General features: G+C 36.1%; 23 protein-coding genes. 12 read left to right on the top strand and 11 right to left on the bottom strand.

Going from position 1 to position 23,681, the window contains the following annotated elements; translation table 11 throughout:
• Positions 1 to 363: 363 nt before the first annotated feature.
• Positions 364 to 498, top strand: a complete 135-nt coding sequence (locus A8143_RS17345; protein WP_262485626.1) for a hypothetical protein — start codon at positions 364 to 366, stop codon at positions 496 to 498.
• An 18-nt stretch (positions 499 to 516) separates the two neighbouring features.
• Here the strand turns inward: A8143_RS17345 and A8143_RS17340 are convergent, their stop codons facing one another.
• The 4 genes from A8143_RS17340 to pabB all read right to left on the bottom strand — a co-directional run bounded on the left by A8143_RS17340 (position 517) and on the right by pabB (position 3,830).
• Positions 517 to 651, bottom strand: a complete 135-nt coding sequence (locus A8143_RS17340) for a hypothetical protein (protein ID WP_262485625.1) — start codon at positions 649 to 651, stop codon at positions 517 to 519.
• Positions 652 to 665: 14 nt separating this feature from the next.
• Entirely contained in the window at positions 666 to 857 is a 192-nt protein-coding gene (locus A8143_RS17150) for a hypothetical protein (protein ID WP_139134370.1), read from the bottom strand.
• Positions 858 to 1,266: 409 nt separating this feature from the next.
• Positions 1,267 to 2,586: a tRNA lysidine(34) synthetase TilS gene (gene tilS / locus A8143_RS14370; protein WP_066759552.1), complete on the bottom strand. Its 1,320-nt coding sequence runs from the start codon at positions 2,584 to 2,586 to the stop codon at positions 1,267 to 1,269.
• Positions 2,580 to 3,830, bottom strand: a complete 1,251-nt coding sequence (pabB, locus tag A8143_RS14365; protein WP_066759550.1) for an aminodeoxychorismate synthase component I — start codon at positions 3,828 to 3,830, stop codon at positions 2,580 to 2,582. The genes tilS and pabB overlap by 7 nt, the downstream gene beginning before the upstream one ends.
• 172 nt (positions 3,831 to 4,002) lie before the next feature.
• Here pabB and A8143_RS14360 point away from each other — a divergent pair, with 172 nt between their 5' ends.
• The 4 genes from A8143_RS14360 (at position 4,003) to A8143_RS14345 (ending at position 8,238) form a co-directional block, all read left to right on the top strand.
• Positions 4,003 to 5,412, top strand: a complete 1,410-nt coding sequence (locus tag A8143_RS14360; protein WP_066759548.1) for an MBL fold metallo-hydrolase — start codon at positions 4,003 to 4,005, stop codon at positions 5,410 to 5,412.
• 116 nt (positions 5,413 to 5,528) lie between these two features.
• A complete protein-coding gene (gene mgtE, locus A8143_RS14355; RefSeq protein ID WP_066759542.1) occupies positions 5,529 to 6,881 on the top strand; it encodes a magnesium transporter in 1,353 nt (450 codons plus the stop codon).
• 9 nt (positions 6,882 to 6,890) lie between these two features.
• Positions 6,891 to 7,844, top strand: a complete 954-nt coding sequence (locus tag A8143_RS14350) for an NAD(P)-dependent oxidoreductase (RefSeq protein ID WP_066759541.1) — start codon at positions 6,891 to 6,893, stop codon at positions 7,842 to 7,844.
• Between the two features lie 208 nt (positions 7,845 to 8,052).
• Positions 8,053 to 8,238 carry a hypothetical protein gene (locus tag A8143_RS14345; RefSeq protein ID WP_066759540.1) on the top strand — a complete coding sequence of 62 codons (186 nt, stop codon included), beginning with the start codon at positions 8,053 to 8,055 and terminating at the stop codon, positions 8,236 to 8,238.
• Between the two features lie 68 nt (positions 8,239 to 8,306).
• On the opposite strand, the gene A8143_RS14340 is transcribed toward A8143_RS14345, so the two are convergent.
• Together A8143_RS14340 and clpB are read right to left on the bottom strand one after the other, a co-directional pair.
• The gene (locus tag A8143_RS14340; protein ID WP_066759539.1) at positions 8,307 to 9,164 is read right to left on the bottom strand and encodes a class I SAM-dependent methyltransferase; all 858 of its coding nucleotides are present in this window, start codon (positions 9,162 to 9,164) and stop codon (positions 8,307 to 8,309) included.
• Between the two features lie 149 nt (positions 9,165 to 9,313).
• Positions 9,314 to 11,923 carry an ATP-dependent chaperone ClpB gene (gene clpB / locus A8143_RS14335; protein ID WP_066759537.1) on the bottom strand — a complete coding sequence of 870 codons (2,610 nt, stop codon included), beginning with the start codon at positions 11,921 to 11,923 and terminating at the stop codon, positions 9,314 to 9,316.
• Between the two features lie 180 nt (positions 11,924 to 12,103).
• Between clpB and A8143_RS16715 the strand changes: the two genes are divergently transcribed.
• The 6 genes from A8143_RS16715 to bioD all read left to right on the top strand — a co-directional run bounded on the left by A8143_RS16715 (position 12,104) and on the right by bioD (position 17,949).
• Positions 12,104 to 13,216 (top strand): adenylate kinase, encoded by a 1,113-nt coding sequence (locus tag A8143_RS16715; RefSeq protein WP_083261406.1) that lies wholly within the window; start codon positions 12,104 to 12,106, stop codon positions 13,214 to 13,216.
• A gap of 24 nt (positions 13,217 to 13,240) precedes the next feature.
• Positions 13,241 to 14,221, top strand: coding sequence for a GTPase ObgE (gene obgE, locus A8143_RS14325; RefSeq protein WP_066759536.1), 981 nt, complete (start codon positions 13,241 to 13,243; stop codon positions 14,219 to 14,221).
• Between the two features lie 10 nt (positions 14,222 to 14,231).
• Positions 14,232 to 15,080 (top strand): toxin-antitoxin system YwqK family antitoxin, encoded by an 849-nt coding sequence (locus A8143_RS14320; RefSeq protein WP_070138446.1) that lies wholly within the window; start codon positions 14,232 to 14,234, stop codon positions 15,078 to 15,080.
• A gap of 64 nt (positions 15,081 to 15,144) precedes the next feature.
• Positions 15,145 to 16,239, top strand: a complete 1,095-nt coding sequence (gene bioB, locus A8143_RS14315; protein WP_066759534.1) for a biotin synthase BioB — start codon at positions 15,145 to 15,147, stop codon at positions 16,237 to 16,239.
• A gap of 7 nt (positions 16,240 to 16,246) precedes the next feature.
• A complete protein-coding gene (locus A8143_RS14310; RefSeq protein ID WP_245676517.1) occupies positions 16,247 to 17,326 on the top strand; it encodes an aminotransferase class I/II-fold pyridoxal phosphate-dependent enzyme in 1,080 nt (359 codons plus the stop codon).
• Complete coding sequence (bioD, locus tag A8143_RS14305; RefSeq protein WP_066759532.1) at positions 17,326 to 17,949, top strand: dethiobiotin synthase; 624 nt, start codon at positions 17,326 to 17,328, stop codon at positions 17,947 to 17,949. Before A8143_RS14310 ends, bioD begins: the two co-directional genes overlap by 1 nt.
• Here bioD and A8143_RS14300 read toward each other — a convergent pair.
• Positions 17,935 to 18,390 (bottom strand): hypothetical protein, encoded by a 456-nt coding sequence (locus A8143_RS14300; protein WP_066759531.1) that lies wholly within the window; start codon positions 18,388 to 18,390, stop codon positions 17,935 to 17,937. The genes bioD and A8143_RS14300 overlap by 15 nt on opposite strands.
• A 165-nt stretch (positions 18,391 to 18,555) precedes the next feature.
• Between A8143_RS14300 and folE the strand changes: the two genes are divergently transcribed.
• Positions 18,556 to 19,227 carry a GTP cyclohydrolase I FolE gene (gene folE, locus A8143_RS14295; RefSeq protein WP_066759529.1) on the top strand — a complete coding sequence of 224 codons (672 nt, stop codon included), beginning with the start codon at positions 18,556 to 18,558 and terminating at the stop codon, positions 19,225 to 19,227.
• 73 nt (positions 19,228 to 19,300) lie between these two features.
• Here folE and A8143_RS14290 read toward each other — a convergent pair whose 3' ends face one another.
• From A8143_RS14290 to A8143_RS14275, 4 genes are all read right to left on the bottom strand, one after another.
• Positions 19,301 to 20,542 carry a PP2C family protein-serine/threonine phosphatase gene (locus A8143_RS14290; RefSeq protein ID WP_070138445.1) on the bottom strand — a complete coding sequence of 414 codons (1,242 nt, stop codon included), beginning with the start codon at positions 20,540 to 20,542 and terminating at the stop codon, positions 19,301 to 19,303.
• Complete coding sequence (locus A8143_RS14285; protein WP_066759525.1) at positions 20,539 to 21,468, bottom strand: UDP-3-O-(3-hydroxymyristoyl)glucosamine N-acyltransferase; 930 nt, start codon at positions 21,466 to 21,468, stop codon at positions 20,539 to 20,541. The genes A8143_RS14290 and A8143_RS14285 overlap by 4 nt, the downstream gene beginning before the upstream one ends.
• 108 nt (positions 21,469 to 21,576) lie before the next feature.
• Positions 21,577 to 22,134 (bottom strand): hypothetical protein, encoded by a 558-nt coding sequence (locus A8143_RS14280; RefSeq protein ID WP_139134369.1) that lies wholly within the window; start codon positions 22,132 to 22,134, stop codon positions 21,577 to 21,579.
• Positions 22,135 to 22,164: 30 nt separating this feature from the next.
• Entirely contained in the window at positions 22,165 to 23,676 is a 1,512-nt protein-coding gene (locus tag A8143_RS14275; RefSeq protein ID WP_066759519.1) for an OstA-like protein, read from the bottom strand.
• Positions 23,677 to 23,681 lie beyond the last annotated feature (5 nt).

Below are 23,681 nucleotides of genomic sequence, written 5' to 3'. Positions count from 1 at the left end.
AAACTTCTGCCTTTTGTGATTGACATGGGATATTCTGAGTTCAAATAATGATGAATAACGAATGAAGAATGTAGAATGATGGAGTGAGGTTGTTGGATGATTCAACCTTTTGCCATCTGCGATTGACATTCGATATTCTGAGTTTAAGTAATGATGAATTACGAATTAAGAATGTTGAATGATGAAGTGTGGTTATTGGATGATTCAACCTTTTGTCTTTTGCGATTGACATTCGATATTCTGAGTTTAAGTAATGATGAATGATGAATGATGAATGTTGAATGTTGAATGATGAAGTGTGGTTGTTGGATGATTCAAACTTCTGCCTTTTGTGATTGACATGGGATATTCTGAGTTTAAGTAATGATGAATAATGAATTTAGAATGTTGAATGATGAAGTGAGATTATTGGATGATTCAACCTTCTGCCTTTTGCGATTGACATTCGGTATTTTGAGTTCAGGTAATGATGAATTACGAATGAAGAATGTTGAATGATGAAGTGAGGTTATTGGATCATTCAACCTTCTGCCTTCTGCGATCGACATTCGGTATTTTGAGTTCAGGTAATGATGAATAATGAATTAAGAATGTTGAATGATGAAGTGAGGTTGTTGGATGATTCAACCTTCTGCCTTTTGCGATTGACATTCGGTATTTTGAGTTCAGGTAATGATGAATAACGAATTAAGAATGTTGAATGATGGAGTGCGGTTATTGGATGATTCAACCTTCTGCCTTCTGTGATCGACATTCGATGTTCTGAGTTTAAATAATGATGAATAACGAATGAAGAATGTTGAATGATGAAGTGTGGTTATTGGATGATTCAACCTTTTGTCTTTTGCGATTGACATGGATATTCTGAGTTTAAGTAATAATGAATAATGAATAACGAATGAAGAATGATGAATAACGAATGAAGAATGTTGAATGATGAAGTGCGGTTATTGGATGATTCAAACTTCTGCCTTCTGTGATCTACGTTTGATATTCTGAGTTTAGCTAATGATGGATAACGAAGTATGCTTATTGTTTGATAAAATTTGCTAATACCTTGGTTAAATTTAGACTGTTAAAGTGATTGATTGAAAGGAGAGGTTGATTAACTGTTAACTAGTTGATGCACTCTCCGCTAAGGATTGGAGCGATTGTTTAAGCTCTTCGCCCGCCCGTCTGAGACGGGCGGGCGGGCGGAAGCGAGTGCGGAAAGCCTGACGCTAATGGAACGTAGTGGAATTAGGGGAGCGGCCCAAAAAAAAACAATTAATTATTCAATAAAATTTCAACGACTGAATTGATTTGGGAAGTGATTTTATGTTTTTCACTAATGCAAATGCCAACAACAGCGACAATCGTGTTTTGATCGGCTAAAATTTTAATGTTTTTTTTGTCTACAAGGGAAATTTTTTTGTCGATTAGGATGTCTGAAATCAACTTTGAACCTTTCATTCCTAAAGGTTGTATACGATCACCTTTTTCCCAGGTTCTTATGATTAATGGCAGTTTTAGCGAATTGAGGTTAAGATAGAGCGGGTTGTTCGTGTAAATTATCCCCTCACTCGAATTCAGTTTTGTAAGCGTAATCTCTTGGTTTTTATCTTTCAGCTGAAATGGGAGTTGACTAATTTCGCGCGGTTCGAAAGGTGTATCTTTAATTATTTTATGAATTTCAACAATATCGCGGTTTAACAAGAAATGAAAATCGTGGGAATAAAAACTTGAACCTGTTTTACTTTTCAAAAACTGATTAAACGATTTGAGTTGAGAACGTTGGATATTGAATGGTTTTAGGATATATTCCAATAAAATTTGAGCTTGATTTGACAACGTATTTTTATCAATACTAAAACTGTTTTCAGCGGTTTTTATGAAATGTTCTTTGAAAAATTCAAGTGCTTTTTCTTCAATGAATAATGAACTTGATTTAATAGATTCCATCGTCTGAGCAAGTTTAACTTTAAATTTTTCTCCTTTTGTTTCAAGTAGAGGAATGATGTTATGCCTGATGTCGTTCCGAAGGTACTTGTCTTCAAAGTTAGATTCATCTTGTCGAAAGATGATTTGATTTGCTTTTACGTAATCTATAATTTCTTCTTGAGAAAAATGGATAAGCGGACGTATTATTTTGTCATTGTACATTGGAATTCCGCTCAATCCTTCAATTGAGGTACCGCGCAACAGGTTGATAAAAAAAGTTTCGATGCTATCGTCGAGGTGGTGCGCAGTGAGCAAACGACAATTCGATTCTGAAATAAAACTGTTAAACCAGTTATAACGTAGACTTCTAGCGGCCTCTTGAATACTTACTTTGTTTTTATTTGCGTAAGCTTTTGTATCAAATGATATGGTGTAAACAGGAAGATTATTCTTTTTTCCGTAATTAAGAATGAATGATTCATCTTCATCTGAATCATTTTCTCTTAATTTAAAATTACAATGGAGCAGGGTATGTTTAATATTTGTCGCCAATAAAAGATGGCTTAAAGTCATTGAGTCTTTTCCTCCGCTAATTGCTAAAAAAATTTTTTTGTCTTTAAAGTGGTCAAACTCATTTTTTAAGAGCGATTTGAATTTTTCTAACATAGGGTATCCTCAATTGCTTTTAGTTTTAATAAACACTCTTCGTATTCTTTTTGAGGGTTTGATTGAATCGTGATAGCTCCCCCAACACTACAAGATAAGGTTTTTTTTATTTTGTCTTGTACTAGGGTACGAATGACAACATTGAAGTCATAGTTACCATTTGGATCAAAATAACCAATGGCACCTGAATAGATTCCTCGAGAAAAGTTTTCAAATTCATCAATAATTTCCATTGCTTTTATTTTTGGAGCACCAGTCATAGAACCCATCGGGAAAAGCGCATTTAACGTATCCGAGAAATTAATATTTGTTGGAACTTCGCAGGTAACTGTTGAAATGAGTTGATGCACAGTTCTAAAGCTATAAACTTCACATAATTCGGGAACTTGAACTGAATTTTTTTTAGCAATTTTAGACAAATCATTTCTCACGAGGTCTACAATCATGACGTTCTCTGCCCGTTCTTTTTGATCAGCTTTTAACGTAATCGCTATTTGCTTGTCTTCGGCCTCAGATTTTCCACGTTTAGCGGTTCCTTTGATTGGTTGACTTATCAGTTTTGATCCAGTTTTTCTTACAAAACGTTCGGGGGACGCACTTAAGATACACAAGTCAGAAGTGTTGACAAATGCTCCAAACGGTGGAATTGCATTTTGAACGAGCTTTTTATAGGTTTGGAGAGGAGCAAAATCTTTGTATTCGGCAGAGAAATTAACACAATAATTCATTTCATAGATATTGCCGAATTGAATATGATTTTTAATGCTTTCCAATTGGGTTAAATATTTTTGATGATCAGTTTCCGCAATCAATTTGATAGGAGGATAAGATTGGTAATTATCATCCAAATCACGAGGTTCAGTAAGAAAATTATTGAGCTCTTGTTTTGTATAGTTTCCAAAATAGGTTCCTTGCTTTTGATTATATATAATAACGTGATTTGCCGCAAAAAAATGAAGGTCATTAAAATCGCGTTTATCTTTTTTTATTGGGATAAAGTTCGTTTCAGGAGATTTGATATCATAAGAAAGGTATCCAAAAATATAACTCTCCTTATTTTTGTTTAAAAATGCTTGAGTTTTTTCCGAATTGAACTGTCCTTTGGGTAAGATAATTTCATCGATGGGATTCCAGCCCAAAATAAAATTACCGCGGTCATCGTTCAGTAAAATATGATCACTATTAATACGCTGAATTAGGTTGTACCAATTCAGCGACGATTCGATGTTAATATAATGTTTCAAATTTTAAAAATTGAATTCAAAGATAATGTTAACCCCTAAATGGAGGTTTAAAATTGCGAATATTCTCATGATTGAGGGCAGTAATCTACTATTTCAGTCTATTTGAAGGATTAGTACTTATCCTTTCAATAATCGGGATAAAAATTTTAACTTTGCACCAGAATTTGAGAACATGAAAGTAGAACAAATATATACAGGTTGTCTTGCAGAGGCAGCATATTACATACAATCAAAAGGTGAAGCGGTTATAATTGATCCATTGCGAGAGACAGCACCCTATATTGAGAGAGCTAAAAAGGATGAGGCGAGCATAAAATACATTTTTTTGACGCATTTTCATGCCGACTTTGTTTCAGGACAGGTTGATTTGGCGCGTAAAACTGGTGCAAAAATCGTGCTTGGCCCTTCTGCAAAAGCCGCTTATGATTTTCATGAAGCGAAAGATCAGGAATTGTTTCATGTAGGAGATATTTCTTTTGTTTGGTTACATACTCCGGGACATACGCTTGAGTCTAGCACTATTTTGCTGAAGGATGAAAGTGGTACTGATGTGTGCATATTTACAGGAGATACGCTATTCATTGGAGATGTTGGTCGTCCGGATCTTGCGGTTAAACAAGGAGATTTAACCGAAAATGATTTGGCGGGATTATTATATGATTCTCTGCGAAATAAAATTATGCCATTGGCAGATGCTGTAACGGTATACCCTGGACATGGAGCGGGTTCTGCATGTGGAAAAAAAATGAGTAAAGAAACATTCGATACTCTAGGACATCAGAAAGAGGTAAATTACGCATTACGTTCGGATATGACTAAAGAAGAGTTCATTGAAGAGGTTCTAACTGGCTTAACGCCTCCACCGCAGTATTTTCCAGAAAATGTTCGAATGAATAAAGGAATAAATACATCAATTGATGATATTATCAAATCAGGGACACGACCATTGTCAACGGTTGAATTTAAGAGCAAGGTTTCAAAAGGAGCATTAATGCTAGATGTTAGACATCAAAAAGACTTTGTCAAAGCCCATATTCCCGGTTCTATTTTTATAGGATTAGATGGAGGTTTTGCTCCATGGGTTGGTGCTTTAATACCCAATATTCGTCAGGAAATTGTACTCATCGTTTCCAAAGATAGAGCAGGGGAAGCGGTAACCCGTTTGTCTCGTATTGGCTACGATAATTCAGTAGGGTATTTAGCTGAAGGAATTGAAGGATGGAAGGCTGAAGGAAATGAGCTTGATTCTATTAAAACCATCAGTGCAGAAGATTTTGCCAAGGAAGTAACCGCTACAAAGTATCCCGTTTTAGACGTGCGAAAAGAGGGTGAATATGACTCAGAACATTTAGTAGATGCAATTCATGAACCTTTGGATACGATTCACTTCAACATGGATAATCTCGACGCGGACAAAACGTATTATGTGCATTGCGCGGGAGGTTATCGTTCTGTTATTTTTGAATCAATTTTAAAATCAAGAGGATATCATAATTTGATTGACGTTTTGGGTGGATATGGAGCAATTAAAAAAGTAGATTCGCTGCAAAGGACTGACTTTGTGTGTCCTTCAACTTTGTAATATTCTTTGGAAAGAGATCGGTGTTAGTTTAGCACTATTTTTCTATAAACCTGCTCTTTTTAAGGATTCATAAACGGTTCTTAAAAAGTAATTATCTTTGCCTTAAATTGCGGGAGATGAAATTTGAATTGACGAAACAATATCTTGAGCAACTTAAAGAGCAAGTTGAACTTGGCCAAAAAGAGTCAATAGGAGAATTTATCAATCAACTTCACCCAGCAGATATTGCAGATGTGCTTGAAAACTTGGATCAAGACGAAGCAAAAACTGTTTACGAACTCTTACAAGAAGAAAAGGCTGCGGAAGCTTTAATGGAGTTGGAAGACGATTTCCGTCAGAGTTTTTTAAAGTTATTCTCTTCCAGTGAAATAGCCGAACAAGTTGATCAACTGAATACGGATGATGCGGCCGATTTATTGGGCGAATTGCCTGACTTGAATAAAGAGGAGGTAATATCTCACATGATTGATCAGGAGCACGCATCGGACATTATTGACCTTTTGCGCTATGACGAAGATTCTGCCGGGGGATTAATGCAGACGGAATATATTGTAGCAAAAGAAAATTGGCAAGTAAGACGATGTGTTCTCGAAATGCGCAAGCAAGCTGAGGATGTTGAAAAGGTTTATTCTATTTATGTTACTGATGATGAGGATCGCCTGTTAGGAATTTTATCATTGCGACGATTGTTATTTGCAGACCCTAAATCATTGATTCGTGAATTATTCAAAGGAGAAGAAATTCATTACGTCAAAACGCATGATAGTAAGGAAGAAGTCGCTGAAATCATGGAAAAGTATGATTTGGTAGCTATACCAGTCGTTGATTTTCAACATAAATTGGTTGGAAGAATTACAATTGATGACGTTGTTGATGTAATACGTGAAGAGGCTGAAAGAGACTTTCAAATGGCCTCAGGTATTTCTGAAAATGTAGAGTCTTCTTCAAGTATTTTAAAAAACACCCGTTCGAGGTTGCCTTGGATATTGATTGGATTAGCAGGAGGGGTTATGAGCTCACAAATCATTCGAGGCTATGAAGCGACGATTGCTGATATACCAAGCTTAGCCTTTTTTATTCCTCTTATTGCCTCGACAGCAGGTAATATTGGAGTGCAATCATCAGCGATTGTTGTTCAAGGGTTAGCCAGCAACGATTTTCAAATGAAAGGCATTTTAACCCGTGTGTTAAAAGAAGCTATGGTAGGAATGATCGTAGGTTTAATCTGTGCCGTAGCGATTTATACAGTCGGCTTTTTTTTCACCGATGAAACTAAGTTAGCAATTACCCTTGCGATTTCATTGTTCGTGGTTGTTTTATTTTCAGCGGTCTTAGGGACGTTAATTCCACTTGTTTTAGATCGTTTAAAAATTGATCCAGCATTAGCAACTGGACCGTTTATCACAACATCTAATGATATTATAGGGCTTTCTATCTATTTTGTGGTGGCTTACCTGGTCTATTTTTAAATCATTCTCATGAAAAAAGTGGCATTTATTGATACCGTTCACCCAATTTTGCAAGAAAAATTAGAAGCTAAGGGGTGGCAATGTGACGATTTAACAAGTCAGTCTGTTCTGGAGTTAAAAGAAAATTTAATAGATTATCACGGTATTGTTGTTCGGAGCCGCTATCGAATGGATGCTGATTTACTGGATAAAGCTCATAAGTTAGAGTTTATTGCACGTTCTGGGGCAGGTATGGAGAACATTGATGTTCCTTTTTGTAATAGCCGTAATATTACCTTATTCAACGCTCCTGAAGGAAATAGAAATGCAGTGGGTGAGCATGCTTTAGGAATGTTGTTAAGTCTTTTTAATAAGCTCAATAAAGGGGATTCGGAAATTCGGAGGGGAATTTGGGATAGAGAAGGCAATAGGGGGGTAGAATTGGATGGTCGTACCGTTGGTATAATTGGTTATGGGAATAATGGAGCTGCTTTTGCGCGTAAATTGAGAGGATTTGATGTGCGGGTTTTGGCATACGACAAATATAAATCTGGATTCGGGAATGGTCATGTGGAGGAAGTAACATTGGCTGAATTGCAGAAGAGGGCTACAGTCATAAGTCTGCACATTCCACAAAATGCGGAGACGATTGGATTGATTGACGCTGCTTTTATTCAAGAAGTTGAAAATCCCTTTTATCTTATCAACCTGGCACGTGGTAAAATAGTTGATACTGAAGCTTTGATGCAAGGGTTGATAAAAGGCGAGATACTTGGGGCTTGTCTTGATGTTTTAGAATATGAGAAATCATCGTTTGAAAATATGTTCGATCAAAACAAGGAAATGCCTGAGGCAATGAAGTTTCTTGTCAATTCAAATAAAACCATCTTATCTCCTCATGTTGGTGGATGGACGGTAGAAAGTTATTATAAACTGAGTGCTATTCTTTATGATAAAATAGCAGCACATTATAATTTCAAATAATTATTAATTTAATAACATTGCTTGTTTTTATCCGTCAAGCCTTGTTTTTACTGGTGTTTATCTGGTACGATTCTTGATGTATTACCGTGATTTACTGTCTGATGTGAACATTTTTTTTAGGAAGAGTAACTTTTTTTAATTATTTTCGTTTAGAATATGCGTTACGACATGTAATTCAAAGAAATCAAAAAACCGTAAAACAAGAATTATGAAAAAAGTATTATTAGCAGGAGCAATTGGAGTATTTACATTAGGAATGGTGAGCTGTGGCTCTGGTCATGGAGGTTGTGACGCATACAGACAATCTGATTATACAAAATACAAAGCAGAGAAAACAAAGAAAATGGAACTTGTTAATGCTGTAAAGGCAGTAAAAGTGAAGTTGTTAAAATAATTAATACTAACTGTATTGAAAACTGCCGCTTTGAAAGTGGCAGTTTTTTTTTGTCTAAACTTTTAGAATTATTCTAATATTTCAAGCCAGAAAGACCCGCCATGATGTTCAACGTTTTTCAAGTTTTCTAGTTCCCAAATAGGCTTGAGAACTGTTTTTAAAGTAGGGTCTTCACTTATGAAAAAATTAGGTAGAATTGTCTTGTATTTTTTAGGGTTTGCAAGGACAAAGGCTGCTAAAACATATTGTTCCGAATATGCGCGGTCACACATAAATTGTGGGTAATCATAGGGCAAATAAATATCATGAATGTGAACGATTACACCCGGTTTTAAGCGTGGCATTACTTCCAAAAAGAAGACGGTTGCATCAGAGTTTGGTAAGCAACGATGGGAATTATCAATGAACACAATATCACCACGTTCTAGCTCATCAAACACACTAAAATCTTTTAAATTTTCAAACGGTTGACGAATAATCTCATCCGAAAGTTGATCGATATTTGCTCTTGGAAATGGATCAATAGAATAGATTTTTGTATCTAAATTTTTATCATTAATTGCTTTTTTAACAACTTTAGTAGAGTTTCCGGATCCAACTTCAATGTATTTTTTGGGTTGATGCTTACAAATCATTCCGTAGATAGCTATAATATCTAAACCAGGCAAAAATTGATTATTCCAGGTAGGCAGGTTTTGGTTGGTTTCGTTTTTATCCTCTTTAAATGAATTAAAAACTTCTTTATGCTGTAAAAAACCAGTCAATGTATCTTGATATAAGGACCTGTTTTTATTTATGATTGCAAATAATTCTGGATGTGCTTTTGCGTTTTCAGCTCCATAGGTACGCGGTTTAAAGTCAACCTTGTATTCTAAAAAAATTGATTGAAATTTAGGCGATAAAAATCGATAGATAGATTTAAGCATTGTTGTTAGAATATAGTAGTTTTAATACGGGCCAAGATATGAAATTATCAGAATTGGTTTCAAAAAAAACAGGTTAACTTATTTTGAGTTGGTAACGAACAAAAAAAAGGCCGCCATTCATATGACGACCTTTTAGGAAGTTTATTTTGTTAATTCTGTATGAATGAAACTACATTTTCAAAGTGAAGTTCCCCATCCTTCAAATCAATTAGTACATTGCTGTCTGCGGAAATTTTCCCTGCCAACATAGATTTGGACAATTCATTCATCAATGTTTTTTGAATAACTCTTTTCACTGGTCGTGCTCCAAATTGAGGATCGTAACCTTCTAACGCGAGCCATTCTAGAGCCTCATCCGTAGCATCAATTTCAATTCGTGAATTTTTAAGGCGTTCTTGTAATTGTTTGAACTGAATTTTTACGATGGCCAAAACATCTTTTCTTGTGAGCGGTTGGAACATAATCGTTTCATCAATTCGGTTCAAGAACTCAGGACGAATAGTTTTACGGAGCAAACTAAAAATTTCCTCTTTAGTTTCCGTTACAATTTGGTTCTTATTGCTATCCGTTAAATGTTCAAAACGATCACTAATTATCGAGGCACCTAAATTCGAGGTCATAATAATAATCGTGTTTTTAAAGTTTACCGTTCGTCCTTTATTATCCGTTAATCGTCCATCATCTAAAACTTGCAGGAGAATATTAAATACATCGGGATGTGCTTTTTCTATTTCATCCAGTAAAACAATGGAGTATGGTTTTCTTCTAACTGCTTCAGTTAATTGTCCACCTTCATCGTATCCCACATATCCTGGAGGGGCTCCTACCAGACGACTTACCGCATGTTTTTCTTGATATTCACTCATGTCAATTCGCGTTAGTGCATTTTCGTCATTAAAAAGATAACCAGCAAGCACTTTTGCCAACTCAGTTTTACCTACCCCTGTTGTCCCTAGGAAAATGAATGAACCTATTGGTCGTTTTTCATCTTGTAATCCAGCTCTACTTCTTCTAACAGCATCAGAAATAGCAACAATTGCATCTTTCTGGCCAACGACTTTCTCACTGAGAACATCTTCCATTTTTAGAAGCTTTTCACGTTCGCTTTCAATCATCTTGGAAACTGGAATTCCGGTCCATCTTGAAACAACATCGGCAATCTCTTCTGCATCAACTTCCTCTTTAATCATTTTTGAATTCTGTTGTATTTCAACTAATTCAGATTTTCTTTTTGCAACATCTTCTTCAAGAGTTTTAATTTTACCGTACCTAATCTCAGCCACTTTTTCATAATTCCCTTCACGCTCCGCTTGTTCTGCTTCAATTTTTAATTGCTCCATGCTTTCATTCCCATCTTGTATAGCATCAATGAGATTTTTTTCGGCTTGCCATTTCGCTAAAAATTCGGACCTCCTATCATTTAGTTCCGCCAACTCTTCTGATAATAAGTTGAGCTTAGCTTGATCTTTTTCTCGTTTAATTGCCTCTCGCTCTATTTCAAGTTGCATTATTTTTCGTTCAATTTCATCCAGTTCCTCAGGTTTAGAGTTGATTTCCATTCTTAACCTTGAGCTTGCCTCATCAATTAAGTCAATGGCTTTATCCGGGAGTTGTCGTTCGGTTAGGTAGCGTTGCGAAAGTTCTACCGCCGCAATGATGGCTTCATCTTTAATTAAAACCTTATGGTGCGTTTCATATTTTTCTTTTATTCCTCGCAGAATGGAAATGGCATCTTCTTGAGAAGGTTCATCTATTAAAACGGTTTGGAATCGACGCACCAAAGCCTTATCCTTTTCGAAGTGTTTTTGGTATTCGTCTAAAGTTGTTGCTCCAACAGCTCGCAGTTCACCTCTTGCCAGAGCAGGTTTAAGGATGTTTGCGGCATCCATTGCGCCTTGTCCGCCTCCCGCGCCTACAAGTGTATGTATTTCATCAATGAAAAGAATGATTTCACCGTCTGATTTGGTTACTTCTTGCACTACAGCTTTAAGTCTTTCTTCAAATTCACCTTTGTATTTTGCTCCTGCCACCAAAGCAGCCATGTCGAGCGAATAAACTTTGCGACTCTGAAGGTTCTCAGGTACATCACCATTTACTATTCTGTGAGCAATACCTTCAGCAATAGCTGTTTTACCAACGCCGGGTTCTCCTATTAGTATTGGATTGTTTTTTCTTCTTCTCGATAAAATTTGGAGTACTCTTCTTATTTCTTCATCTCGTCCAATTACAGGATCTAACTTTCCTTCTTTCGCAAGCGCATTGAGATTGTTCGCAAATTTATCAAGAGAGCGATAAGTATCTTCTTTACTTTGTGAGTTGACGCTTTCTCCATTTCTAAGTTTGAGAATGGCGTCTTTTACTTTCTTTTTAGAAAACCCACTATCTTTTAAATATGACCCAATAGCATCTTTTTTGTCTATCAATGCGTAAAACAAAACCTCCACTGCGAGGAATTCATCGTTGAACTCGGCCATGGCTTTAAAAGCATCTGTAAATACTTGATTTGTGGTGTTCGACATATAGAGTTGACCACCTTCGACTTTTGGATAACCGGCTACAATGCTGTCAACCGTTTTAGCCATCATGTCCGTGTTCACCTCCATTTGTTGATTAATAAATGGGATAATACTGTTTTCAACCTCAATCAAGGCCTTTAAAAGATGGCCGGGCTCGAGGCTTTGTTGTCCTTTCATCTTTGCTATAGATTGCGCAGACATTAGAACCTGTTGTGTTTTTGTTGTTAATTTATCGATGTTCATTTTTGTATAATTCAAATTCAAATTATGCACTTCAATTTAAGTTCCAAATCCCAAAAAACACTTTAAAGCGGTAGTTTTGACAGGTTTAGCCGGATCATACTGACACTTTTTCAGGTTATTGGTTTGTATAAACTGTTAAAATACCATAGTTATTTGGTATTTTTGCGCAAAACAGCGACTTTGATTAAAATTCACGATAAAAATTTTGTCCCCTACTTATCGCATCAAGAAATTGATTTCTGTGTTCAAAAGGTAGCGGATCAAATAAATAAGGATTATAAAGGTAAAGAAGTGGTTTTTATGGCCATTCTTAATGGTTCTTTTATGTTTGCGTCTGATTTAGTAAAGAAAATAGATTTACAATGTGAATTAACCTTTGTAAAGTTTGCCTCATATAGTGGAACTGAAACCACAGGCATAGTGTCTCAGTTAATAGGTCTCGATAGGGACTTAAAAGGTAAGAATGTTGTTTTAATCGAAGACATCGTAGATACTGGCGGTACTGTTGAAAGAATAATGAATCTATTGAAAGATAAAGGCCTTGAAAGTCTGAAAATTGCATCTTTATTGTTCAAACCATCAGTTTTTAGTAAAAAATTTAATGTTGATTATGTCGGTAAAGATATTCCCAATAAATTTGTGGTGGGATATGGACTCGATTATGATCAATTAGGACGAAATTTAAGCGAGATATATCAAATCGAAGATACAAGAAATATGTTGAACATAGTTTTATTTGGCCCTCCTGGTGCGGGGAAAGGAACACAGGCGGAACGTCTTGTGAATAAATATGGTTTATTTCACCTCTCGACGGGAGATGTTTTTAGATCTAATATTAAAAACGAAACTGAACTTGGGAAATTGGCCAAGAGTTATATGGATAAGGGGCAGCTTGTTCCTGATGAAGTAACAATAGACTTATTGATTTCCGAAGTAGAAAAGAACCCAGAAGCAAGTGGGTTTATTTTTGATGGTTTTCCAAGAACTGAAAATCAAGCAGCGGCTTTGGATAAGATTCTTTCAGATCGAGAAACAGGTATTTCCGTTATGTTGGGATTGGATGTTGAAGAAGAGGAATTAAAAAAGCGACTACTTGAACGAGCAAAGACGAGCGGAAGAGCGGATGATGCAGATCCTAAAGTTATTGAAAATAGAATTCAAGTTTATCGTGCTGAAACCGCCCCAGTGAAAAGTTTTTATGAAGCACAAGATAAGTTTATCAAAATAGATGGGCAAGGTTCTATCGACGATGTGACAAGTCGCCTGTACAAGGCAATTGATGCCGTAAAATAGCATTTTAAATATTACTTTAGGGAAATGTCAAACTTTATTGATTACGTAAAGATCCATTGCCGATCGGGCAGAGGTGGGGCAGGCTCGCGGTATATGCGCCGTGAAAAATACATAGCTCAGGGTGGTCCTGCTGGTGGAGACGGCGGTCGTGGAGGTCATATCATTCTTAAAGGGAATGCGCAATTATGGACCTTGTTGCACCTGAAGTATCAGAAACATATTAAAGCTGAGCATGGTGAGCCAGGTGGAAAGAATCAGATGACGGGACGTGAAGGCGAAGATGTCTTTTTAGAGGTTCCAGTTGGTACCATTATAAGAGATGCGGAAACGGGCGAATTTATTGCAGAGATTTCTGAAGATGGACAAGAAGAAATTTTGCTTGAAGGAGGAAAAGGTGGTCGCGGGAACGTCCATTTTAAATCAGCTACGAATCAAGCTCCACAATATGCGCAGCCTGGCATACCCGAAAAAGAAGGCTGGTTTGTACTGGAGTTAAAAATTCTGGCTGATGTTGGCCTAGTTGGATTTCCAAATGCCGGAAAGTCAACATTGCTTTCAGTGGTTTCTGCAGCAAAACCAGAAATTGCCGATTATCCCTTTACTACCCTCACTCCAAATTTAGGAATTGTTTCTTATCGTGATCACAAGTCATTCATCATGGCTGATATTCCTGGGATTATTGAAGGTGCGCATGAAGGTAAAGGACTTGGGTTACGCTTTTTAAGGCATATCGAGCGAAACTCTTTATTACTATTTTTAGTTCCGGCGGATGCAGATGATATTCATAAAGAATATAAAATTTTAGTGAACGAACTCCTTCAATATAATCCAGACTTAGGAGATAAACCCCGAATTTTGGTAATTTCTAAGTCTGATATGCTGGATGAAGAATTAAAAGATGAAATCCGAAAAGATTTGCCAGATTTGCCCTATTGTTTTATTTCGTCAGTTGCTCAAAAAGGGTTGATGGAATTGAAAGATTTAATTTGGGAGCGATTACAATAGTTGAAGCATCATGCGCAGTGGACTGATATATATCATGTTGATTGTAGGCATAACCTCCTGTTCGAGCAGTAAACGGCACGAGACTGTAGCGGGAGGATACGGTATTGGAGATTTCAAAAAGGGTAAACGAGAAGGTGAATGGCTTTTTTTTAGAGTAGATGGAACAAAGGACGCCGCAGGATCATTTAAAAATGATTTGGAGGAAGGGCCATGGAAGTATTGGTATCAAGATGGTACATTAAAAGAAGAAAGCAATTGGAAAGAAGGGAAGTTGGATGGATCATTTCATTTATTTTTTCCAAGTGGAGACTCCAAGGAAGAGGGAACCTTTACAAAAGGAATGTTAAATGGAGAATGGGTCGGTTATTATCAAAACGGTCAACGAAGATCAGTTGGATTTTACGAAATGGATAATAAAGAAGGTGTTTGGAAAAATTTTTACAAAAATGGTCAACTCAAAGAAGACTTATCTTTTAAAAACAATGTTTTGGATGGATATAGTTTTACATGGTTTGAAAATGGAGTAAAAGAAAGTGCAGGAAAATATAGAGTAGGCAAGAAAGATGGGGAATGGACTTTTTGGTTCGAAAACAAAAAAATTAGAGACATTTCCAATTGGAATAATGGCATTTTAGATGGACCATCAATATCTTATTACAGGTCGGGAAATGTTGAGTTTGACGGAGCCTATAAGAATGGTGTCGAACATGGGTTTTGTCAATGGTATTATGTAAATGGGAGTTTAAAAGAAGAAGGCGAATTCAAAAATGGAGATAAGCACGGCATTTATCGTTATTATGATTCCCAGGGAAATTTAAAGATGGAAGAATTTTATGAAAATGATAATTTTGTAGAATAGTTTCATCCAAGGAATGAAAAATTAAAGAATTTAAGTATTATTGAATAGAAAATAGAAGAGAAGTATGAAGATCAATCCGAAATATTCAAATAAAGAAGCCGCATTAGCTTTGTACAACAGTCCTTTAATGGAATTAATGTACCAAGCAGCAACTGTTCATAGAGAGCATCATAATCCGTTAGAGGTACAAATGAGCACCTTAATTTCAATTAAAACTGGAGGGTGTCCTGAAGATTGCAGTTACTGTCCGCAATCTATGAAATATCATACTGACTTGGAAGTACAAGCGATGATGCCCGTTAAAGAGGTCGTTGGTTTAGCAAAAAATGCAAAAGCTAATGGGTCTTCACGAGTGTGTATGGGAGCGGCTTGGAGAAATGTTAGAGATAATCGTGACTTTGATAAAGTAGTGGAGATGGTACAGGAAATAAATGGCATGGGGATGGAAGTATGCGCTACTTTAGGAATGTTAGACGAAAAACAAGCGGAACGTCTAAAAAATGCAGGTTTATATGCATACAACCACAACCTTGATTCTTCTCAAGAATTCTATAAAGATATTATCTCTACTAGAGAGTATCAAGAACGTATAGATACAATTCAAAATGCACGTCAAGCTGGAATTTCTGTATGCTCAGGAGGAATTATTGGAATGGGTGAAACAACAGAGGATAGGATAGGGATGTTAATGACCTATGTGCACATGGAACAGCCGCCAGAATCAATTCCAATTAATGCTTTGGTTGCAGTGGAAGGAACGCCACTAGAAGAGCAAAAACCAGTTCCAGTTTGGGATATGATACGCATGGTAGCAACTTCAAGAATTATGTTCCCCGAATCGATCATTCGTTTATCAGCAGGAAGAACAGAAATGTCGCAAGAGGCACAAGCACTTTGTTTTATGGCTGGGGCATCTTCAATTTTTGCCGGAGATAAACTTTTAACTACACCTAATCCTGAATTTAATGAGGATGCAGAATTATTTAAGATTCTAGGATTAACTCCGAAAGCTCCATTTCAAGATGGTGAGCAGCCAGAGACGAAACACGATGAAAAGGTGGAAAAAGCCAAAAAAATTAGAGAAGAACGAGAAGCTAGAAGAGCAAATGCTAAGCCTAAAGCAGCTAATTTCGAGCCTCGAAAAGTTACCGTAGATTAGGTTTATATTGATTGGACCGAAACATATAAAAAGAAAATTAGATGAGCGAAAAGCAGCAAATGCTTTTCGCTCATTGACTTTACATGAGGTTGGGGTTGACTTTTATTCTAATGATTATCTTGGGTTGGCAAAATTAAGGTTTGAGAATACTGCCGACGAAGGAGCTACAGGATCGAGGTTAATTTCTGGAAATTCTAAAATTGCAGCGTTATTTGAGCAGGAATCGGCTGAATTTTTCAATAGCGAAGCGGCTTTACTTTATAATTCAGGTTACGATGCCAATTTAGGTTTGTTCTCTTGCATCGCTCAACGTGGAGACACCATTCTTTATGACGCACTAATTCATGCTTCCATTCGAGACGGCATTCAACTAAGTCACGCTAAAAGTTTTAACTTTAGGCATAATGATTATGGTCACCTAGAAGAACGACTAAAGCTAATAGAAGGAACTGTTTTTGTTGCTGTCGAATCGGTTTATTCTATGGATGGTGATCAGGCTCCACTTAAAGAAATAGCAAAGATATGTCAGCGTTTTGGGGCTTATTTAATTGTAGATGAAGCTCATGCTGTAGGCGTTTTTGGAGATGTGGGTCAAGGCTTGGTTAGTAGCTTAAAATTGGACCATTTAGTTTATGCCAAGTTAATGACCTTTGGTAAAGCTTTTGGAAGTCATGGAGCAATTGTAGCAGGGAGTCAGGATTTAAAGGATTATTTAATTAATTTCTCAAGATCATTGATTTATACAACAGCCCTGCCTCCAGCTTCAATCCAAAGATTGAGGTTTTTACTCAACGAAGTTAGGAGGTCTATAGCTCGACGAACTAAATTGTTCAATTTAATCGATTATTTTCAGAATGAAACAAAAAACAGCGGATTTACACTTATCCAAAGCCATTCTCCAATTCAAGCCGTAGTGATTGGTGAAACTGAAAGCGTACATAAAAAAGTGGCTGAAATTAATCAAGCAGGTTTAATTGTGAAAGCAATTCTTCCCCCTACCGTAGAAAAAGGAAAGGAACGAATTAGAATTTGTTTGCATAGTTTTAATACAGAAGAAGAAATAAAAAAATTAATAAGTCTTTTATAATGGCAGAAAATCGTAAAAGAATTTTTGTTTCGGGAATTGGAACAGAAATAGGAAAAACATTTTGCTCCGCTATTGTTGTCGAAGCTCTAAAAGCTGATTATTGGAAACCTGTACAAGCAGGAGAACTAGATCAATTAGATTCTGATTGGGTAAAAAATGCAATTTCAAATATGCAGACAACAATTTTGTCAGAACAATTTTTATTGACAGAACCTATGTCGCCGCATGCTGCAGCTAGGATTGATGGAATTCGTTTAGCTCCAGACGCATTTGTTGTTCCAGAAACTGATAATCACCTTGTGATTGAAGGAGCTGGGGGGTTAATGGTTCCATTAAATGATGATGGTGATTTAATTATTGATTTAATTCCCGAAGTTGCCGATGAGGTGATTTTAGTTTCTAAGAATTACTTGGGAAGTATAAATCACACTTTATTGAGTATTGAATTGTTAGAGCAGCGGAATATAAATATTGCAGGCATTATATTTAATGGTGAACCAAATTTGGAAACAGAAAAGGTAATTTTAGCGAATACGGGAGTGAAATGTATAGGTAAAGTTCCTATACTGAAAGGTGATTTAAAAACCTTTGTTCGTGAGCAAGCTGCACTATTGGATATCTAAAATGTGATAACAATTCCCATTGAAGTTAAAATCATCTCCTTTTTTATGATTACGAAGGGCCTGTCCAATTGGAGAACCCGGAGAAATTGCAAAAAATACAGTTTGATTTGATTCTATTTTGCCGGCACTAATTGAAAGAAAAAAGTTTCCCTTGTCGGTAAAGACAATACTCCCAAGACTAACCGTAGTTATTGTTTTATCGGGATCAATTTGAACGAGAATACCCTTTAATTTTTCGGCCTCTGCAAGGTGTTTCCCATTTTGCTCAACAGCAAGTTGCATCATAGCTCTTGAAGTATCGTGCTTGTCACCTGCTGTACTTTTAGTTTCGTTATTTGCGCAACCCTGTGCTTCTTCAATCGCATTTTTGTACGTATCTATACGATCGTTTAAATAACGATAACATCGATCCAACAGTTCTTTTTTTAAAGGATTCTCCATGGTTATAAAAAAGGTAAAGATAGCTAACTGTAAGAAATAAGGAGGATAAACGAACAAAAGACGGCGTGATTTTGTTGTAAGATTAAGAACAGGCTATTGATATTATGAGATAAGATTGGGGGTAAGGGAAAATATCCCTAAATTTGCACTAATTATATATATAAAATGAAAAACGGTTTAGACATAATTGACGAGGTAGGAGACAATCACATAATGAGCTCCGGAGACACGCCTATGAGGAGTGATGCCTTTGAACTGTCCGACGACGAAAAAATTGCAAAAATCGAAGAGCACTTCGAGCAAATAATGCAGACTTTGGGATTGGATTTAACGGATGACAGTCTCAGTGGAACACCCAAAAGGGTAGCAAAAATGTATGTGAAAGAAATTTTTGGCGGATTAAATCCGGCAAAAGCGCCAACATCATCTACTTTTGATAATAAATACAAATACAACGAGATGTTGGTTGAAAAAGATATTACAGTGTATTCTACTTGTGAGCATCATTTTTTACCAATTGTAGGAAAAGCCCATGTAGCTTATTTTTCAGAGGGAAAAGTGATTGGTCTTTCTAAGATGAACAGAATCGTGGATTACTACGCAAAACGTCCTCAAGTGCAAGAGCGTTTGACAATGCAGATTGTTAATCATCTTCAAAAATATTTAGGTACAGATGATGTGGCTTGTATTATTGATGCAAAACATCTTTGTGTCAATTCAAGAGGGATAAGAGATATTCAAAGTAGTACTGTAACAAGCGAGTTTGGCGGTCGATTTAAAGAACCTGAGGTTCGTAAAGAATTAATGCAATATCTGCAAATGAAAGTAACTTTATAATTCCGTGAAAAAACCTAAAAAAGACAGCTAATTGCTGTCTTTTTTTATGCACCGATATTTTTAATATTTGGACTTAAAAAATTCTGCAACTTAATATTGCGGTATCATCAACATAGTTCTTTGGCCCTCGCCAATCATCCAATTTGCTAAAAACAATTTCGTTTAAATCCTCCATTGATAAGGGGTAAAAGCTCTGAACAATTTTCGTTAGGCGTTCGGTTTCAAACTGTTCTTCAGTTGTGTTTTCTAATTCGACAACTCCATCTGTGTACAGTATTAAGGTGGTGTTGTGTTCTATCTCAATCTCAGCACTTTCCAAAAAGGGTAATTCTTCTAACATCCCTAGTCCAATACATCCTTTGTTTAAGAATTGAGACGAATTACCACGAATTAAGATTGGCCAATTATGACCAGCGTTAACGTATTTTAATTTACGCGTTTTGGCATTGTATTCAGCAATGAAAAAAGTGATAAATTTTTCGCCATTCGCACTGGTAAATACCTTGTTGTTTAGTGTCGTAACTAATTCTTCTAAATCAAGCCTTTGATAGTTATATAATGTTCTTACCGTCGCTTGAAAATTTGCCATTAACATGGCTGCAGATATTCCTTTTCCTGAAACGTCAGCAATACAGACGATAAATTCGTCCTTATTGAGACGTATATAATCATAATAATCTCCACTTACTTTGTGATGAGAAAGATATTTGGCTGAAATATCAATTTTATTATTCGAAGGTAAATCGGAAGGAAAGAGTAATCGTTGCATTTCAGAAGCAACTTCGAGCTCTTGTTTAACGCGTTGTTGTTTCATACTTTCATTCGCTAACCTCTTATTTTCTATCGCAACTACAATAATATTTGTAAGGGTTTGTATAAAATTCAGGTTGTTAAATGTTTCTTTATTCGATTGGTTTTTATCCTTAATTCCCGCGAGAAATAAATAGGCTAGGGGTTTTTCTTTATGATATACAGGAATAATTACATCAAAATTGTTCAAGGATTTTTTGTGAGACGACTCAATCATTGTTATTTCTTTGAATTTAGAAATATCTCGTTCAATATTTAAGTCTTTTATTTTTCCTTTTACACCAATTTTTGATATAATTCGCCACTCTTCTTGATGATTATACAGGACAAATTTTCGAAAACCTAATTGTTCCCTAAGGATAAAGTTGTAAATCTCCAACAGCTCGCTGACTGGCTTGTTGAAATTAATGGATTTAGTAACTTCCAAAAGTGAGTTTAGTTTAAACTCATTTGAAAGTAACCGATGCTCTAACTCTTCGACTATTTGATGCTGAGCATTCATCATAAATTTTCAATGATTGAAGGCAGCCGTTTAAATGCTGCTAATTCTTTGAATTTAGATCGTGCTTCGCCACATGGTGAGCCGAAGTAGGTTTTGCCTTCTTCTAAATCTCCTCCTACACCTGATTGTCCCAGAACAGTTACGTTATCATTGATTGTGATATCGCTGACAACCCCAACTTGTCCCCATAAGGTTACGTTGTTTTTGATAACTACACAGCCCGCAATCCCAACATTAGCAGCGAAGAGGCAATTTTCTCCAATCACGGTATCATGTCCAACATGAACCTGATTGTCAATTTTAGTCCCTTTTCCAATAATCGTATCACCAGTCACCCCCCTATCAATGGTAGAAAGGGCTCCAATTTCGACATTGTCTTCAATAATCGTCCTGCCACAGGTGTGCATTCTATCATATATACCTTCTTTTTTCTTGTAATAAAAGGCATAGTGCCCAATTACTGAATTCGGACCTATTGTAACACCATCTTTAATTACGGTATGATCACCAATTACAACCCCCGCATGAATCATGCAGTTATTACCAATTGAAACATTATGTCCTATAATAACATTGGGATAAATTGCTGTGTTTTCTCCAAGGCTAAAGTTGTCTCCATGAGCTCCTGTCCAAACTTTGGTAGGTGAAAAATGTTTGGTTAATTGATTAAATGCATCAAAAGGTGCTTCACAAATAATTATCCCTTTTCCAGGAGGGATTTCATCTACACGCTGGTCGATTAAAATTAAATCAGCGGCACTATTTAGTGCTTTTTTGTAGTATTTGGGATGGTCAACGAATACAATTTCACCGGGTTCAATTTTATGGATTTCATTAATACCGGTCACTATCAATGTATCGTTTCCTTCGAACGGTGCGTTTAATAGCTCGGCAATTTCTTGAATGGTATAAGCGCGGTTAAATTTCATTCTAATTCTTTTTTCCAATTATAAAAGTACTGGAAAATCTTCCTTGAATTAGTGTGGACAATTTTTACTTATCCATGTAAAAATGTTAATGACGGCTTGCTGAAACTCCTAGCGATTGAGGTTAGAATTATTTTTTGAGAAGATTAACCCTAAAATGAAACTTGCCAAGCCTGTTAAAATGGAAATATTTATAAGCAAACTAAGTTCAGGAAAACTCCATTTGGCAATAAAAAAGACAATTAAAGCCAAGTTGGCAAGCACAAGAATGACCGATAATAACTTCATAATAAGTCGTTCTTGATTCCCCCAATTTAGTAACTGAAGTTGAACGAGCAAAATAAATATAATGGTTCCACTTATGAGCCAATTGTAGAGTTTTACAAAAGGTAGAACGTTGTATACAGCGGTTGTATTTAAAAAAGCTAGAGCAAGACCGAATAAGCTTATAAGAATTTTAATGGATGGTTTTGTTGTCGAGCAATGGTTCTGAATTAAATAAATACCCGAAAACGCAACTGAAAAACCAAATAAAACAAGAATTAATTTCAAGTTAGCAGCTCTTGCAAACTCGCCACTTAAACCACTAATAATGGATAAAACAAGCATCATTGAGATGCTAACGATGAGTAGAATGCCAAATAATTTTTTTCCTTTACTATACTTCATTGAATTCATTTAGTAATTTTAAAGTTAGAACTATTCAGGAAATGGTCGGTCTGGTTTTCGATTAATTTCCCATCTAAATCCTTTGTAAAAAAGATCTTTCTCTGGGATTTGATTCATGGGGAGCATTTTACCCGAAGGTTGATCCATAAAATTCACTTCTTGAACTTCACCCTTTAAAAATCGTACAATTATTTCATTGCAATCAATTTGGTTTAGGCCAGATAATCTTTTTGTTTCCACACCAGCTGTGTCTGTTTCTGTTTCAGTTGGATAGTACATGGTTTGTGCATTTTGATGTATGTGTACTGATTTGACTTTACCAGAATCTAATAGGGCGGTCATAAATTTACCTTTCAGTTGGTCATAATGAACAGAGTCGTTTTCATGTTCTGTAATGATCATGGCATTATGATACATTTTCATGTCGTGGAATTCGTCATCATAGAAAGTTGTAAACATGGAGTCCGCAAAAAGTTGTGTCCGATCATTCCACATTATTGGTTCTTTATGAAGTTTAAGTATACTGTCTTGTTCGTTAAAATAAGCTGAATCACATACAATATAAAGTTCCCCTTTTATGACATTAACATTATTTTCAACAATGGACAATTTATTATTGGTTAGCGTATCTGTATAATAAGATATTGTATCGCCTGACAGGTAGAGGGAGTCCTTTTCATCGTACTGCCAAACTCGTGCATTATTTTTCAGGATAATCTCCGTGTTTTTTGGTTTTTTGAGCATGTAGTCTGCTAAAAAATGTACTTGTTCAGTGGTGTCATACAAAGAGACAAAACAAAATCCTTCTCCAAAATCATCTTTTTGGTTATAGATCAAGCTATCTGCGTAAAATCTCCTGCCGGGTTCGTTAATGGTTGCACCATTCCATAACTGAACAAGGTCTTTTTTTGAAAAGTATATGCCTTTTTTACATTGTACATTTGACGAGTCAAAAAGAATAGTAGTTGGTCCATGGAAATGTGCGTCGCTGGTGTTTGTTCTAAATTCAAGTGTGTCCGAAAACAATTCGTATTCAGGGTCTTTTATATGCACGCTATCCTTGAAAAAGAATGTTTTGCTATTGGAATAATAATAGCCTTTTATTGAGGTGAGACGTAAATCATCATTTCTACTTGTGATAACTGCGTGATTTTTATAAGCACCGACCGACCGGTTTCCATCATATTCCATCGAATCAGTAACCATCAAATACTCATTATCTCGAAAGCGCACATTAGAGTATAGTTTAGAAATATTGGTTTTACCATCAAAAATTAGGGAGTCACAAAATAAATTTACCGTATCTCCTTGGTTAATTTGGACATTACTATAAGCATGAACAATGTCTTTGTCTTGAAAAAATAAAGCAGAATCACAGAATAATCGGCTTCCCGCATGATTAAACTCTACATGACCTTTTGCGACGGTAGTGTTTGGAAATTCAACGGAGCTCACAACATCTTCAGCAAAAACTAAACGCACAAGGTTATCTTGGGAAAAAACCGATTGAGGCAGAAAAAAGGCGCTTAAGAAAAGCGCCATTAATA

This window comes from Crocinitomix algicola (assembly GCF_001661595.2).
Classification (GTDB): domain Bacteria; phylum Bacteroidota; class Bacteroidia; order Flavobacteriales_D; family Crocinitomicaceae; genus Crocinitomix; species Crocinitomix algicola.
The sequence above is the reverse complement of the archived record's forward strand: the minus strand, read 5'-3'. Positions and strand labels throughout refer to the sequence as shown.

Bases quoted from the DNA above. Each gene is read 5' to 3' on its own strand.
- A8143_RS14340 (WP_066759539.1), bottom strand. From the start codon at position 9,164: ATGCTTAAATCTATCTATCGATTTTTATCGCCTAAATTTCAATCAATT.
- bioD (WP_066759532.1), top strand. From the start codon at position 17,326: ATGGCAGAAAATCGTAAAAGAATTTTTGTTTCGGGAATTGGAACAGAA.
- tilS (WP_066759552.1), bottom strand. From the start codon at position 2,586: ATGTTAGAAAAATTCAAATCGCTCTTAAAAAATGAGTTTGACCACTTT.
- A8143_RS14360 (WP_066759548.1), top strand. From the start codon at position 4,003: ATGAAAGTAGAACAAATATATACAGGTTGTCTTGCAGAGGCAGCATAT.
- bioB (WP_066759534.1), top strand. From the start codon at position 15,145: ATGAAGATCAATCCGAAATATTCAAATAAAGAAGCCGCATTAGCTTTG.
- A8143_RS14300 (WP_066759531.1), bottom strand. From the start codon at position 18,390: ATGGAGAATCCTTTAAAAAAAGAACTGTTGGATCGATGTTATCGTTAT.
- A8143_RS14285 (WP_066759525.1), bottom strand. From the start codon at position 21,468: ATGAAATTTAACCGCGCTTATACCATTCAAGAAATTGCCGAGCTATTA.
- A8143_RS14345 (WP_066759540.1), top strand. From the start codon at position 8,053: ATGAAAAAAGTATTATTAGCAGGAGCAATTGGAGTATTTACATTAGGA.
- A8143_RS14350 (WP_066759541.1), top strand. From the start codon at position 6,891: ATGAAAAAAGTGGCATTTATTGATACCGTTCACCCAATTTTGCAAGAA.
- A8143_RS14320 (WP_070138446.1), top strand. From the start codon at position 14,232: ATGCGCAGTGGACTGATATATATCATGTTGATTGTAGGCATAACCTCC.
- A8143_RS17345 (WP_262485626.1), top strand. From the start codon at position 364: ATGATGAATAATGAATTTAGAATGTTGAATGATGAAGTGAGATTATTG.
- folE (WP_066759529.1), top strand. From the start codon at position 18,556: ATGAAAAACGGTTTAGACATAATTGACGAGGTAGGAGACAATCACATA.
- A8143_RS14280 (WP_139134369.1), bottom strand. From the start codon at position 22,134: ATGAAGTATAGTAAAGGAAAAAAATTATTTGGCATTCTACTCATCGTT.
- A8143_RS17150 (WP_139134370.1), bottom strand. From the start codon at position 857: ATGTCAATCGCAAAAGACAAAAGGTTGAATCATCCAATAACCACACTT.
- mgtE (WP_066759542.1), top strand. From the start codon at position 5,529: ATGAAATTTGAATTGACGAAACAATATCTTGAGCAACTTAAAGAGCAA.
- clpB (WP_066759537.1), bottom strand. From the start codon at position 11,923: ATGAACATCGATAAATTAACAACAAAAACACAACAGGTTCTAATGTCT.
- A8143_RS17340 (WP_262485625.1), bottom strand. From the start codon at position 651: ATGTCAATCGCAAAAGGCAGAAGGTTGAATCATCCAACAACCTCACTT.
- A8143_RS14275 (WP_066759519.1), bottom strand. From the start codon at position 23,676: ATGGCGCTTTTCTTAAGCGCCTTTTTTCTGCCTCAATCGGTTTTTTCC.
- obgE (WP_066759536.1), top strand. From the start codon at position 13,241: ATGTCAAACTTTATTGATTACGTAAAGATCCATTGCCGATCGGGCAGA.
- A8143_RS14290 (WP_070138445.1), bottom strand. From the start codon at position 20,542: ATGATGAATGCTCAGCATCAAATAGTCGAAGAGTTAGAGCATCGGTTA.